This window comes from Pseudomonas sp. NBRC 111132 (genome assembly GCF_001320565.1).
Lineage (GTDB): Bacteria > Pseudomonadota > Gammaproteobacteria > Pseudomonadales > Pseudomonadaceae > Aquipseudomonas > Aquipseudomonas putida_P.
Window position 1 is genome coordinate 1 of the sequence record NZ_BCBI01000066.1, and the last position, 13,494, is coordinate 13,494.

Annotated in this window: 12 protein-coding genes and 1 pseudogene; 6 read left to right on the plus strand and 7 right to left on the minus strand. The window is 61.7% G+C overall.

Annotation, left to right across the window (positions count from 1 at the left end; all coding sequences use genetic code 11):
• The 3 genes from APH35_RS24050 to APH35_RS24060 all read right to left on the minus strand — a co-directional run.
• Positions 1-688 (minus strand): benzoate/H(+) symporter BenE family transporter (locus tag APH35_RS24050; RefSeq protein WP_156341240.1); only part of this gene is annotated, 688 nt, incomplete at its 3' end.
• 76 nt (positions 689-764) lie between these two features.
• The gene (locus tag APH35_RS24055) at positions 765-1,652 is read right to left on the minus strand and encodes a dihydrodipicolinate synthase family protein (RefSeq protein ID WP_012271239.1); all 888 of its coding nucleotides are present in this window, start codon (positions 1,650-1,652) and stop codon (positions 765-767) included.
• Positions 1,653-1,696: 44 nt separating this feature from the next.
• Positions 1,697-2,479, minus strand: coding sequence for an aldolase (locus tag APH35_RS24060; protein ID WP_060515650.1), 783 nt, complete (start codon positions 2,477-2,479; stop codon positions 1,697-1,699).
• A gap of 183 nt (positions 2,480-2,662) precedes the next feature.
• On the opposite strand from APH35_RS24060, the gene APH35_RS24065 reads away from it, so the two are divergent.
• Positions 2,663-3,136, plus strand: a complete 474-nt coding sequence (locus APH35_RS24065; RefSeq protein WP_012271241.1) for a GNAT family N-acetyltransferase — start codon at positions 2,663-2,665, stop codon at positions 3,134-3,136.
• Positions 3,137-3,238: 102 nt separating this feature from the next.
• Here the strand turns inward: APH35_RS24065 and mtlD are convergent, their stop codons facing one another.
• The gene (mtlD, locus tag APH35_RS24070; RefSeq protein WP_060515651.1) at positions 3,239-5,383 is read right to left on the minus strand and encodes a bifunctional mannitol-1-phosphate dehydrogenase/phosphatase; all 2,145 of its coding nucleotides are present in this window, start codon (positions 5,381-5,383) and stop codon (positions 3,239-3,241) included.
• Between the two features lie 396 nt (positions 5,384-5,779).
• Between mtlD and APH35_RS24075 the strand changes: the two genes are divergently transcribed.
• Entirely contained in the window at positions 5,780-6,076 is a 297-nt protein-coding gene (locus APH35_RS24075) for a DUF3144 domain-containing protein (protein WP_012271243.1), read from the plus strand.
• A 103-nt stretch (positions 6,077-6,179) separates the two neighbouring features.
• Here APH35_RS24075 and APH35_RS24080 read toward each other — a convergent pair whose 3' ends face one another.
• A complete protein-coding gene (locus APH35_RS24080) occupies positions 6,180-7,073 on the minus strand; it encodes a LysR family transcriptional regulator (protein WP_012271244.1) in 894 nt (297 codons plus the stop codon).
• Between the two features lie 147 nt (positions 7,074-7,220).
• Between APH35_RS24080 and APH35_RS24085 the strand changes: the two genes are divergently transcribed.
• From APH35_RS24085 to APH35_RS24100, 4 genes and pseudogenes are all read left to right on the plus strand, one after another.
• Complete coding sequence (locus APH35_RS24085; protein WP_081337058.1) at positions 7,221-8,300, plus strand: 4-oxalomesaconate tautomerase; 1,080 nt, start codon at positions 7,221-7,223, stop codon at positions 8,298-8,300.
• A gap of 73 nt (positions 8,301-8,373) precedes the next feature.
• Positions 8,374-9,690 (plus strand): annotated as a pseudogene (locus tag APH35_RS24090) (dicarboxylate/amino acid:cation symporter).
• 123 nt (positions 9,691-9,813) lie between these two features.
• Positions 9,814-11,118, plus strand: coding sequence for a CitMHS family transporter (locus tag APH35_RS24095; protein WP_060515652.1), 1,305 nt, complete (start codon positions 9,814-9,816; stop codon positions 11,116-11,118).
• Between the two features lie 67 nt (positions 11,119-11,185).
• Positions 11,186-12,439 carry an OprD family porin gene (locus tag APH35_RS24100; RefSeq protein ID WP_060515653.1) on the plus strand — a complete coding sequence of 418 codons (1,254 nt, stop codon included), beginning with the start codon at positions 11,186-11,188 and terminating at the stop codon, positions 12,437-12,439.
• Positions 12,440-12,491: 52 nt separating this feature from the next.
• Here the strand turns inward: APH35_RS24100 and APH35_RS24105 are convergent, their stop codons facing one another.
• Positions 12,492-12,740, minus strand: a complete 249-nt coding sequence (locus tag APH35_RS24105) for a CsbD family protein (RefSeq protein WP_012271249.1) — start codon at positions 12,738-12,740, stop codon at positions 12,492-12,494.
• A 259-nt stretch (positions 12,741-12,999) separates the two neighbouring features.
• Positions 13,000-13,455 carry a redox-sensitive transcriptional activator SoxR gene (gene soxR, locus APH35_RS24110; protein ID WP_012271250.1) on the minus strand — a complete coding sequence of 152 codons (456 nt, stop codon included), beginning with the start codon at positions 13,453-13,455 and terminating at the stop codon, positions 13,000-13,002.
• Between the last annotated feature and the right edge of the window lie 39 nt (positions 13,456-13,494).

Consider the following 13,494-nt stretch of genomic DNA (forward strand, 5'->3'; position numbering starts at 1 on the left):
GGAACAGTGGCAGGGCCACGCTGAGGGCGGCATTGACGGAGAACGTGGGTGCGGTGAACACCGGTGAGGCGAACTCCAGCCGTAAGGTTGTCAGGCCCACTTGCCCCTGTAGCAACAGGTAGCCCAGGCCCAGTAACAGAATGGCGACCACGGCGTAACGGGCGGTGAAGCGCTTGAATGCCACATAGGCTGCAATCAGCAGCCCGGCCAGGGCGGGGTCGACCGACAGGCTGGCGAAGGCGCCAATGCCGAACTGCAACAGGATGCCCGCCAGCAGGCCGGCGGCAATGCCGCCCGGAACGACCCGGACCAGGCGCTCGAACCACCCGCTCAGCCCCAGCACCACGAAGCCTGCGGCTGACAGCAGGTACGCACCTACGGCCTCGCTATAAGGCACATTGGCCAGGGCGGTGACCAGGAATGCGGCGGCTGGCGTGGACCAGGCCGTGATGACCGGTTCGCGGCTGTACCAGGATAGCGCCAGGCCGCTGAGGCCGACGCCGATCGACACTGCCCAGACCCACGATGACGTCAGTTCCGGGCTCAGCCCGGCCACTTTGGCCGCCTGGAACACCAGGATGAATGTACCGCCGTAGTTGACGATGACCGAAACGAACCCGGCTATCACCGGGTGAAGGATGTCTGTCAGCTTTAACGGGGTTGCAGAGCTTTGTGCAGGCGCGTCCATGATGGCCTCTGGTAATGGTCAGGTGCTGCAGAAGTACGCTGCCCGTCAGCGACTGGCTGCCGGGCAGGTTTGAGGGTCAGTTGGCCAGCGCTACCAGCAGGCTTTTCAGGTAAGTGCTGCCCTGTCCATCCAGCGGTTGCAGGGGCAGGCGCGGCGCGCCGACATCCTGGCCGAGCATTTTCAGGCCGGCCTTGATGGTGGTGGGCAGGCCACGGCGGGTGATGTACTCCAGCAGCTCGTACTGGCGGTAGAACAGCGTGCGGGCTTCGGCCAGCTCACCGTGCTGTACGGCGTCCCACAGCGCCAGGTTCAGTGCCGGGATCAGGTTGGGCGCGGCGGTACACCAACCCGTTGCGCCGGCCACCAGGGCTTCCAGGGTGAGCGGGTTGCAACCGTTGTAGAACGCCACCTGCCCATCGGTGGCTTTGAACAGGCGGTGCATGCGCTGAATGTCGCCGGTGCTTTCCTTGACCATGGTCACATTGGGTACTTCGCCAAGGATGCGCAGGATCAGTTCCACCGACAGGTCGGTGCCGCTGGTGCCCGGGTTGTTGTAGAGCATGATCGGGATGTCGATGGCCGCGCCGACTGCTTTGTAGTGGGCAATCACTTCCGCTTCGGTGAGTTTCCAGTACGAGATGGGCAGCACCATCACAGCGGTAGCGCCGCAGGCCTGTGCCAGGCGGGCGCGCTGCACGGTGCGCGCGGTGGTCAGGTCGGACACGCTGACCACGCTTGGCACGCGCCCGGCAATGCGTGCCTGGCTGAAGCGCACCACGGTTTCCCATTCGCTGTCGGACAAGTAGGCCCCTTCGCCGGTGCTGCCCAGCGGTGCGATGGCATGCACACCGCCTGCGATCAGGCTATCGATGGACATGCCCAGGGCATCCAGGTCGAGTGTGCCGTCTGCGGTGAAGGGAGTGATGGTGTAGCCGATGACGCCGCGAATTACAGAAGTAGACATGACCAGGCACCTTTGCCGTTGTTGAGGAAAGAGTACAGCTTCGATCAGCCCAGGCAGTCGCCATGGGCACGCAAGGCACGGCGCGCGTAGTAGCTGAACGCGGCACCATGACGTTTGGGGGTGGAGATCCAGTCGTGGGCTTCTTTGCCCAGTGCTTCGGGGATGGGGCGGATGTCACCGGCGCCCATGGCCAGCAGTTGCATCTTTGCCGCGCGCTCGAACAGCAGGGCGAGCACGCAGGCTTCTTCGATCGAACCACCGGCAATCAGCAAACCGTGGTGAGAAAGCAGGATCGCGCGCTTATCGCCAATCGCCTTCGCGATGATTTCGCCTTCTTCGTTGCCCACCGGCACGCCGGGCCACTCCTTGAGGAATGCGCAGTCGTCGAACAACGGGCACAGGTCCATGTGCGAGATGGCCAGCGGCACTTCCAGCATCGACAGGGCCGCGCTGTGCAGCGGGTGGGTGTGGATGATGCAGTTGACGTCGGGGCGGGCGCGGTACAGCCAGCTGTGGAAGCGGTTGGCCGGGTTGGCCATGCCACGGCCTTGCAGCACGGCGAGGTCTTCGTCCACCACCAGCAGGTTGGAGGCGGCAATTTCGTCGAAGCCCAGGCCCAGTTGTTGGGTGTAATAAGTGCCAGGTTCCTGGGCGCGCGCGGTGATCTGCCCGGCCAGGCCAGAGTCGTGGCCGCCGTCGAAGAGGATGCGGCAGGTGAGGGCAAGTTTTTGCCGGGCGGTGTAGGTATTGTCGGCCAGCGCCGTCAGCATCTGCTGCTGGGCGAGTTTGACCAACTGGTCCTTGGGGGTGTGCATGGTGGTCGTCATGGGCGGTACCTGCTTGATGAAAGGCTGAGTGACCAGGGGTGTTTTCAGGACACTTGGCGATATTAATGACACCTTGTGTCATTTTCAAGCTTTGCGTGACACCTCCGCGTGACAGCTTTGCAACCTCATGCTCGCAAGCTTGCTGCCCTCATAACCATGAACCGGTCGTGGCAGGCGAGTACCATGAGCAGATCCAACCCTCGATACGGTCTAAGCATGTTTCTGGATTTACACGTGCGGCTCGCTTGCGAAGCCGACCTCGATGCACTCTTTGCGTTGGATGTTATTGCGCAGCGCGAAGAAAGCCGGCGGGCATTCATTGCCCACTCGGTAGCCTGCGGCCATTGCTGGGCGGCAACGGACGCTGCCAACACTGCGGTGCTCTTGGGTTATGGCGTACTGGACAAGTCGTTTTTCGGGCAGGACTTCATTGCGCTGGTGGTGGTAGGGGATTCGGCGCGTCGCCGTGGCGTAGGCGCAGCCATTCTGCGTGGGCTGGAATCCCGGTCCTTTGGGACCAAGTTGTTCACCTCGACCAACGCGTCGAACCTGCCGATGCAGGCGCTGCTTGCAAAGTGCGGTTTTATCGGCAGTGGTCAGGTTGAAAACTTGGACGAAGGTGACCCAGAGCTTGTTTTTGTAAAGATAAGGCCCTGATGCGCGAAAACACCGGCAAAGCCGGTGTCATCTGCCACGTTGGATACTTCGCAGGTGAACCCGCACCTACAGGGCATAGCCCGTTGCTGCGGCGTCAATGGTTCAAGCGCCTATGCAAAGGTCGTCCAGTCGGTTTGCTACATCCCTTTGCGGGTACTGCCGGAAAGCGTCTGAAATGGCGCTGATCAGCTGCGCGTCCGTGATCGGGTCCAGCCCAGGAAAACGCTTGCCATTACAGTCAACGTCATGGGTAAGCACAGCCTCGACACTGGCGCCGTTGTCCCTGTAAACCTGCCTGATGGCCTGGGCCTCCAGCGCTTTGTCGTCCTTGCAGCGCAGGGCATGGTGAATGGCCAGGGCGGCGCCAAAGGCCAGCGCCGGGGTTTCAATACCCTGCTTGCGGGCAAGGTCGATGCTGCTGAGGATGCGTTCGTTGCGTTGTAGCTTGCGCAACGGGTCGCGTCCCACCCGGGCGCAAGGGTCTTTGAACGAGGTTTTACAGCGCTCCAGGAAGGTATCGGCAAAACGGCTGACCACCTCTGCCATTTGCGGGTACTCCGCCACCAGTGCGGGGCCGACTTCCTGGCGAATCAGGCGCTCGGCCAGCTCGCATACGCGCGCGTCGCCCATGCCTTGGCCTACCGAGTCATGGCCCAGCAGGCTGGCGTACCAGGCAACGATGGCGTGCGGGCCGTTCCACAGGCGGTTCTTGATGACCTGGATCTGGGCAATGTCAGGCACCGTCTTCACCTGGCGCAGGCGTTCGAGCAGGTCGCTGCCGTGCTCTACATACAGCGGCATGTCGGGCTCGCTGTTGAACAGGATCAGGTGCAGCTGGCTCATTGCGCTGCTGGGCTGGGCAAAGGGCCTGAAGCGCCCGATCAGGCGTTCGTATTCAGGCACTGGCGTCGATGCCTTTGTGGCGACTGCCGGCTCGTCTTCCAGGCTGTTCTGGAACATCTGCGACTTGATGCGCAGCTGCCGCACCAGTGCGTCGTTGCTGAGCTTGGAGACGATGCGGCTGACCACCGTTTCGGCGAAATGGGTCTTTTCCAGCACTTGCTTGCCGATGGCTGGCGGGCACAGCAAGGCCAACTCCGCTTGCACATGGCGGCGCACGAACGCGGCGCCGCCCACCTTGTTAAGCACGATCAGCAACGTAAGCTCACGGCCACGTCGTTCGAAACGTTGCAGCAGCCCTTTGGCAATCACCTTCGCCTGGTTGCGGATGGCCTGCTCGGGCAGGCTCAGGCCGATGATTTCGGCCGTGGTGTACATGCCGATTACCGCGTCGTCATCGTCCAGGTCGATCATGCGCACGTTGTCGATGGTCTGGTCGAACGATGTAGCCCCATAGCGCACGCTGTAGCGGCCGAAGGCATTGACGCTTTCGCGCAGCATGCGCGAGCGCGTCGCGGCGATGATTTCACAAGGCCGGGTGTAGCCATCCCAATGGGAAAAGACCTGCGTCAGGTAGCCACCCCCGATGGCGCCGAAACCATGAATGCCCACGCGGAACTGGTTCATGGAGGCCGGGAAGCTTTCGTTCAGTTCGGGCATGCCCAGGTCGGGAACGCACTCGCTCAAGTCGGCCAGGAACTCGGTCATGCTGCGGTAGGCCTTGAGCGCGGCCGCCTTGATTTCTGGGGCAGGCGGTTTGATGTCCTCGATCAGTATCGCCTGGCCTTCAGCACGGATGGCTGACAGCATGCCGTTCTCCGAATCTTCGACCATGAAGCATTGGCCAGGCTCGCAATTGAGCGCGCGGGCAGCTTTCAGGAAAATCTCGGGGTGGGGTTTGCCCTGGCTGACTTCATCGCCACAGACGGTGATGTCGAAGTACTTCAGCACGTTGGCGTTGATCAGGTATTCCTCGGCAATGGCACGGCGGCTGGACGTGGCCACCGCCATGGTCAAGCCCGATTTGCGCAGGCGTTCCAGTACCTCCAGCAGGCCGGCCTTGATCGGTACGCCGTGATTGCGCACGTACGTCAGCTCAAGTTCATCCGCGCGTTTGCGGATCTCGGTGTATGGGAAGTCTTCACCGTTATGCGCCTTGGCCAGGGCCTCGGCTTTTTTCGCGCTCAAACCCAGCGAGCCGATCAAAGTGTCCTCGCTCAGCGCTTTGCCGAAGATTTCAAGAGAGGCTTGCTTGAGTGTCTTGAAGCGCAAGCGTTCGGTGTCGAAGAGGGTGCCATCCATATCGAAGATGGCGCTGAGAATCTGTTTACCTTGGAAGAAAAGCATCGAGTGTTGCCCCCGTGGGTGCGTCGGACATCTCGCCTGTAGCAAGCGAGTACGGCGTGTGAACTGCAGCGTCGGCAGTCAGGTCGGGGGCACGCGTTTGTCAGGTGCACGCTCAGGCGTGACACAGAGATAAGGCGGGGCAGAGCGGGGAGTGCAGAGGAGGTTTGCAACCGTTGAAGCGAGGCGGGCGGCGCGTTTGGCCTTGAGGTCACGCCCACTGGCTGCAGTCGGTTTTGCAGGCAGTGGGCGCAAATAGCGATGGATACGTGTGATTCCAAGCATAAGGTGGTTTGCTTCCTTTTTCGTCATGGGTGATCCTTTTTCAGCCTTGCACGTATGCGCCGCGACATGCAAGGCTTGGCCTCCCGCTCCAATCCCGCAACAAGGTGAACCGCAATGACCCAAGCTACCGACCAGGCTTTTTATGACCGTGCCGATGCGCACATCGAACTGGCGAACCAGCAGATCGAAAAGTTCGAAGACCTGGGCAAGGTAAGCGCCTCGCTGACCTTCGGTGCCGCCCGCTTCAGCGCCTGGATGAGCGCCCGCAGCTTCAAGAGCGGCGCCGAGCTTGGCGCCGCGCGGGAAGAGATTCTGAAGTACTTCTGTGAGCAGTACCGGATGATGCTCGAGGACAACCTTGACGAGCATATCGAGCATTTTGACCAGTACATGCTGGGCAAGAACGACTGAGGCTGCCTGGGCATGCCTGCTCCCACAGGGATAGCATATCCCTGCACTCAACGCGGAACCTGTGGGTGGTCACAGATGAGGCAGCGGCAGGGTGGGCCAAGCCTCAGCGATTGGTCCATTTCTCCAGCAAGATCGAAACGAACTTCTCCGCCGCAGGCGACAACGATGCGCCGCGCCGGTATACCAACCCCAGCGTGCGGCTAACCTGCGGCTCGATCAGCGGCACGCTGACCAGCGTCGGGTGGTCGGCGTCGGGCATGGCCAGGCTGGGCATGGCGGACACACCCAGCCCGGCCTCGACCATGCCCAGCGACGTGGACAGGTGTTGCACTTCGTAGAACCATTTGGGTCGCAGGTTGAGCCCGGACAACGCGTGGTCCAGTAGCATGCGGTTGCCGCTCAGGCGGCCGACGCCGATCAGGCGGTAGTCAGCCAGTTCCGTCCAGGTAACGGAGGCCCGGTTCGCCAGTGGGTGGTCGCGCCTGCAGGCCAGCACAAAGTGCTCTTGCACCAGTGTGACAAACTCGATGTCCGGGTGCTGGCCGCTCATCATGTTGATGCCGAAATCGGCCTCGCCGCGCAGCACGGCTTCGAGCCCGTCGTTGGCGCTAAGGTCCAGCAGGCGAATGCGGATTTTCGGGTATTGCTCGTTGTAATCGCGGATCACCGACGGCAGGAAGTAGAACGCTGCGGTGGGGATGCAAGCAAGGGTAACCTGGCCGGTCTGGCGCTCGGCCAGCTCGCGAATGCTGAGGATCGAGTCTTCAAAATCATCCAGCAGGCGCCTGGCCTTGGGCAGGAAGTCGCGGCCCACGCTGGTCAGGCTGACCCGGCGGGTGGTGCGCTCCAGTAGCGAGGTGCCCAGGCCTTCCTCCAGCTTCTTGATCCGCCGGCTCAAGGCCGGCTGGGAAAGGTGAAGTGCTTCGGCGGCTTCGTGGAAACTGCCGAGTTCGGCGATTTTCACGAAAGATCTGATGTCTTGCAGCTCATATTCCATAAGAAAACCCGCTACTGTCGCCGTGTTTGATTGATGTTTGAATCGCAATAATGGCTACGATATTTGCATTGGATTGATTTATCCAGGCCTGTCACTCTTTTGCTCACAGCATCAATGATGTCCATTGATCAACAAGAGTGCAAAATCATGCAACGTATTCCTTGCGTACTCATGCGCGGTGGTACCTCGAAAGGGCCGTTCTTCCACGCCTGGGACCTGCCTGCCAATGTGGTCGAACGTGACGAGTTGCTGATCAACCTGATGGGCTCTGGCCATGAGCTGGAAATCGATGGCATCGGTGGCGGCAGCCCGCAAACCAGCAAGGTGGCGATCGTCAGCCCTTCGTTGCACCCCGAGGCTGATGTCGATTACCTGTTCGTTCAGGTGATGGTTGCCCAGCGCCGTGTCGACACCGCGCCCAATTGCGGCAACATGCTGTGCGCCGTGGGCCCGTTCGCCATCGAGCAAGGCCTGGTCAAAGGGCAGGATGGCAAGACCTTGGTCCGCATCCGTAACCTGAACACCGGTACCTTGGTCAATTCGCTGGTGGAAACCCCCGGCGGTATCGTGCGCTACGAAGGCCGCACGGCAATCGATGGCGTACCGGGCACTGCCGCCCCGGTGCACCTGACCTTTCTCGATGCCGTGGGCAGCAAGACCGGCAAGCTGTTCCCCACCGGCAAGGCCACGGATGTGATCGATGGCGTACCGGTAACCTGCATCGACATGGCCATGCCCATGATGGTCGTGCAGGCCAGTCAACTGGGGGTGACCGGATCGGAAACCCCTGCAGAACTCGACGCCAACGAAAAACTGCTCAAGCGCCTTGAAGCACTGCGCCTGAAAGCTGGCAAGGCCATGGGCCTTGGCGACGTCAGTGGCATGGTAATCCCCAAGCCGGTGCTGGTGTCTGCGCCACGCTACGACGGCACATTGCAGGTGCGTTACTTCATGCCGCACAACTGTCACCGTGCGTTGGCCATCACCGGGGCGGTAGGGCTGGCGACAGCCTGCGTCAGCCCCGGTACGGTAATTGGCGACCTGCTTGGCGAGGGCGCCCGGCAGTTGACCGACGTGCGCCTGGAGCACCCGAGCGGCGGTATCGATGTGGCGCTGTCGCGCAGTGCTGCCGACGGCAAGACAACCCAGGTTTCGGTGGTACGAACCGCTCGGCGGCTCTTCTCAGGCTTTGTCTACGCCCCTACCTTGCGCAGGCTGGCAGGGTAGTCAAAGGCGGCATGCCGCCTGCTTCATACATGCACCAAGCGCATCCGCACAATTTCAACAATGGTGATGCCCCATGAAACTCGCCAAATCGCTGTATTTCCAGATCCTTTGCGCCGTCCTGCTGGGCGTATTGGTCGGCCACTTCTGGGCGCAACAGGCCGTTGCGCTCAAGCCCTTGGGCGACGCCTTCATCAAGCTGATCAAGATGATGATCGCCCCGGTGGTGTTCTGCACCATTGTCACCGGCATAGCCGGGATGACCGACAAGCGCTCGCTGGGGCGCCTGATGAGCAAGACGTTGCTGTTGTTCCTGGGCCTGACGGTGGTGAGCCTGGTGATTGGCCTGGCGGCGGTTTACCTGTTCAAGCCGGGTGTGGGCATGAACATCGACCCCGCCACCCTCAGCACCGAAGGCCTCAGCCAGTACACCGCGTCGGCAGCCAAGCTGGGCGTGGTCGACTTCTTCATGCACATCATTCCCGATACCTTCATTGGCGCCTTCAACAAGGGTGAAGTGTTGCCGGTGCTTTTCATTGCCGTGCTCAGCGGCTTCGCCCTGTCGTCGATGGGGGACAAGGGCAAGCCAGTGCTGGATGTGCTGGAGTCTGCCTCGACCATGGTGTTCCGCATTTTTGGCTACCTGATGCGCTTTGCGCCGGTGGGTGCCTTTGGTGCGCTGGCTTTTACCGTCGGGCAGTACGGCATCACCTCGCTCGGTGCCCTGGCCAAGCTGGTGGGTACGCTGTACATCGCCTGTGCGTTCTTCGTACTGGTCGTACTGGGTGGCATCTGCCGTGCCCATGGTTTCAGCCTGTGGAAACTGCTGCGCTATTTTCGCGAGGAGTTCCTGGTGGTGCTGGGTACTTCGTCCACCGAGCCGGTGCTGCCGCGCATGCTGGAAAAGCTCGAATAGCTGGGCTGCAAGAAAGGTGTGGTAGGCCTGGTGTTGCCAACCGGTTACTCGTTCAACCTCGACGGCACAGCCATCTACCTGTCGCTGGCGGCCATCTTCATCGCCCAGGCCTGCAACATCGACATCACCCTGGGGCAGACGCTGACCATGCTGGCGATCATGTTGCTGTCGTCCAAAGGCGCCGCCGGGGTGACAGGCAGTGGTTTCGTCGCCCTGGCCTCGACCCTGACTGTGATTCACGACATCCCTCTGGCCGGCCTGGCGCTGCTGATCGGCGTCGACCGCTTCATGTCTGAAGCCCGCGCCCTGACCAGCCTTGCCAGCAATGCAGTGGCCACCGTGGTGATCTCGCTGTCCGAGAATGCCTGTGAGCGGGATACGCTGCTGCGCACACTCAACGGTGAACAACCGGTACAGCCGGATTGCGCTACACCTGGCCAGGCCACTTGGCCCGCCGAGCCGCACCGCCAGGGCTGAACGCCCTTCGTACTACTGAACATTGACTTAAAATTCCACTCAGCGTCGCAGCGATGCCGAGTGGGGTTGGAGGCTGCCTGCCCGGCGGGCGGCCACGCACAATAAAAACAAGAGAGAAAGACCATGCTCGCACTCCTGGGCCTGATCATGGTGGTGACCTTCACCTACCTGATCATGAGCAAGCGCCTGTCGCCTATCGTTGCGCTGACCGTTGTCCCGATCGTGTTCGCCGTCATCGGCGGCTTTGCCCCCGAGCTGGGCAAGATGATGCTCGACGGCCTGAAAATGGTTGCGCCATCGGCAGCGCTGCTGCTGTTTGCCATCCTGTTCTTTGGTCTGATGATCGATGCCGGCCTGTTCGACCCGCTGATCCGCAAGATCCTCAAGCGGGTAAATGGCGACCCGGTCAAGATCGCCATCGGCACTGCACTGCTGTCACTTCTGGTGGCACTGGACGGCGATGGCACGACCACCTACATGATCACCTGTGCCGCCATGCTGCCGCTCTACAAGCGTATCGGCATGAACCCGATGATTCTGGCCACGGTGTCGATGCTGTCGCTAAGCATCATGAGCGGCCTGAGCCCCTGGGGCGGGCCGGCCACGCGGGCCATCGCCGCGCTTGGTCTGGACGCCAGCGAGTACTTCATCCCGATGCTGCCGACCATGATTGGCGGTGCGGCCTGGGTGGTGTTCACGGCCTTCCTGCTGGGGCGCACCGAACGCCGCCGCATCGGCAACATCGCCCTGGAGTCCGGTGGCGGCAACTGCTACATCAAGGAAATCCTCGGCGACAACCCGTACAAGCGCCCGCGCCTGGCCTATGTGAACCTGTTGCTGGTCATCGCCGTCATGACTGCGCTGGTAATGGGGCTGATGCATGCCGCCATCCTGTTCATGATCGGCTTCGTCGCCGCGTTGATGATCAACTACCCACAGCTGGAACTGCAGAAGGCGCGCATTCTGGCGCACTCGGGTAACGCCATGACGGTGGTGCTGCTGGTGTTCACCGCGGGTATCTTTGCCGGGATCTTCTCGGGTACCAAGATGGTCGACGCCCTGGCGCAAACCCTGGTGGACTGGATTCCCGAAGAATGGAGCCACTGGTTCCCGTTGGTGGTGGCGCTGACCAGCATGCCACTGACCTTCGTGCTGTCCAACGACGCCTATTACTTTGGCGTGGTGCCGATCCTGGCCAACGCCGCAGCGGCTTACGGCATCGACCCGCTGGAAATTGCCCGCGCCTCGGTGCTCGGCCAGCCGGTGCACCTGATGAGCCCGCTGGTGGCGTCGACGTTGCTGCTGGTCGGCATGGTCGACCGCGACATCGGTGACTTCCAGAAGGCGACCTTCAAGTGGGCCGTGCTCACCTCGCTGGTGATCACTGCACTGGCTTTGCTCACAGGGGCCTTGTCCTTCTTCGTCTGAGCGTTACGGGCGCTGCCCGGCGCCCGGCACCTTGTGCATCCTGAAAACAACAACAAGAGTACCGATCATGTCCCGTGCTGTGTTCCGTGGGGCCACGTGTGGCCTGCTCTGCGGCTGGCTGCCTGTTGCCGGCGCTGCCGGTTACGTCGATGACAGCAAGCTCAAGCTTCAACTACGCAACGTCTACTTCAACGAGAATTTCCGCGACGAACACGGCATGAGTGCACGTGCTGCCGCTAGCGCCAAGAGCGAGCGGGTGGAGTGGGCACAGGGTTTTCTGCTGGACTACCAATCCGGATTCACACCCGGCGCATTGGGCGTGGGGCTGGACGCCCTCGGGCTGGTGGGTGTCAGGCTGGACTCTGGCCGTGGGCGCAGCGGCACCGGGCTGCTGCCGGTTCATGACGACGGCCGTGCGGCGGACGAATTTGCCAGCGCCGGGGTAACGGCCAAGGCCCGCGTCGGGCAGACTGTGGTCAAGCACGGTACCTTGCTGCCGAAAACGCCGGTGCTGGTCTACAACGACGCGCGGCTGTTGCCGCAGACGTACGAGGGTACCCAGCTGACCAGTACGGATATCGACGGGCTGACACTGACAGCGGGCCACCTGGACCGCTTCAAACAGCGTGATTCATCGGACAGCACCGGCCTGTACCTGGATGGGTACGCGGGCGGCAGGTCCGGTGACTTCAACTTCGCCGGCGCCGATTATGCCGTCAGCAAACAACTGCGCCTGAGCTACTTCCATGGCCAGCTCGAGCACTTCTACCGGCAGGACTTCGCCGGCCTGGTACACGAACTGCCGCTGGCGGGTGGTGTGTTGAGCACTGACCTGCGCTATTTCAAGAGCCGCGACAGCGGTGCCGCCCAGGGCGGCGCAATCGACAACGACATGTTCAGCGGGCAGATGGCCTATGCCCATTCGGGCCATACCCTCGGTGCCGGCTACCAGGTGCTCGACGGTGAGGCAGGGTTGCCTTACATCAGCGGTGCGACGGTGTATTCGTTCAGCAACGTCGGCATCGGCAAGTTCATCGAGGAAGAAGAAAAGACCTGGATGGCAAGCTACGCCTACAACTTTGCGGCAGCAGGCGTGCCGGGCCTGACCTTCATGGCGCGATACCTTAGTGGCGATAATGGCCGCTCGGGTGCCGAGGGCATCAAGGAGTGGGAACGTGACGCCGAGCTTGCCTACGTGGTGCAGGGCGGGCCGCTGAAAGGTTTGGGTGTGAAGCTGCGCAACTATATCTATCGTTCGGATTTTGCCCGCGGGCGCGACAGCAATCGCTTGTACCTTACCTACGATATCGCCATCTGGTGAGGGTGCAGGCCGGACCACATGTCCGGCCCTGAACCGGCTGCTGCGCCCTGGGTCAACGGCGCAGTAGGCGAGAAATCACCAGTGTGACAGCGGCGGTGATTGCCAGCGCGGCGATAGGTTTTTCCTTGACGAACGAAGACACCGTGTCCAGGGCATCCCCATAGGTCTTGGTCACCTGGCCTGCAGCCTGACGCGCATCGCCTTCGGCTTCCAGCGAGGGGTCTTCGACCAGCCGGCCGACAGCGCTCTGCGCCTTGCCTGCAAGGTTCTCTGCAACACCTTCGATCTGTTCGCGTTTCATGATGGCTTAGTTCCTTCCTGTGAGCGGCTAGGGTTAACAGCACAGGCTTAGGGCGTTGGCAGGCCGCAATGGTTCCAAGCGATTGCTTATTACCGTCAGGCCACGCGGTCCCTGTAGGAGCGGCCTTGTGTCGCGATCGGGCCGCAAAGCGGCCCCAGGATCTCAGCAACGACGCACACATTGCCGGGGCTGCCCTGCAGCCCGATCGCGACACAAGGCCGCTCCTACAAGGGATCGCACCTGGCTTGAGAGGGCGAGGCTAGCGGGCCTTCTTCTCAAGAATTCGCGCCCCGCTACCTTCCTTGGCCAGCACATCCTCGGGGTTACGCAGCGGGCAGTCCTCCAGTGACAGGCAACCGCAACCAATGCAGTTGTCCAGGCTGTCGCGCAACGCCTCCAGCGTGCGAATCCGGGCGTTAAGGTCTTCGCGCCAGGCCGTGGACATCTCGCCCCACTGCGCCGCCGTAAGCTTGCTGTTGGGCGCATAACGGCTGAATGCCTGCTTGATGTCCTCCAGCGGAATACCGGTGCGCTGTGCCACTTTGATAATCGCCAGTGTACGCAGCACCAGTGAGGGGTAGCGGCGCTGGTTGCCCGCCGTACGGACGCTGGCGATCAGCCCCTTGGTTTCGTAGAAATGCAGCGCAGACACCGCCACGCCACTGCGTTTGGCCACTTCACCCACTGTGAGCATTCGCGTGTTGTCCACCGCCATGCGTGTTGACCTCAAGTTAAGTTGAGCTCTTATAGTCCT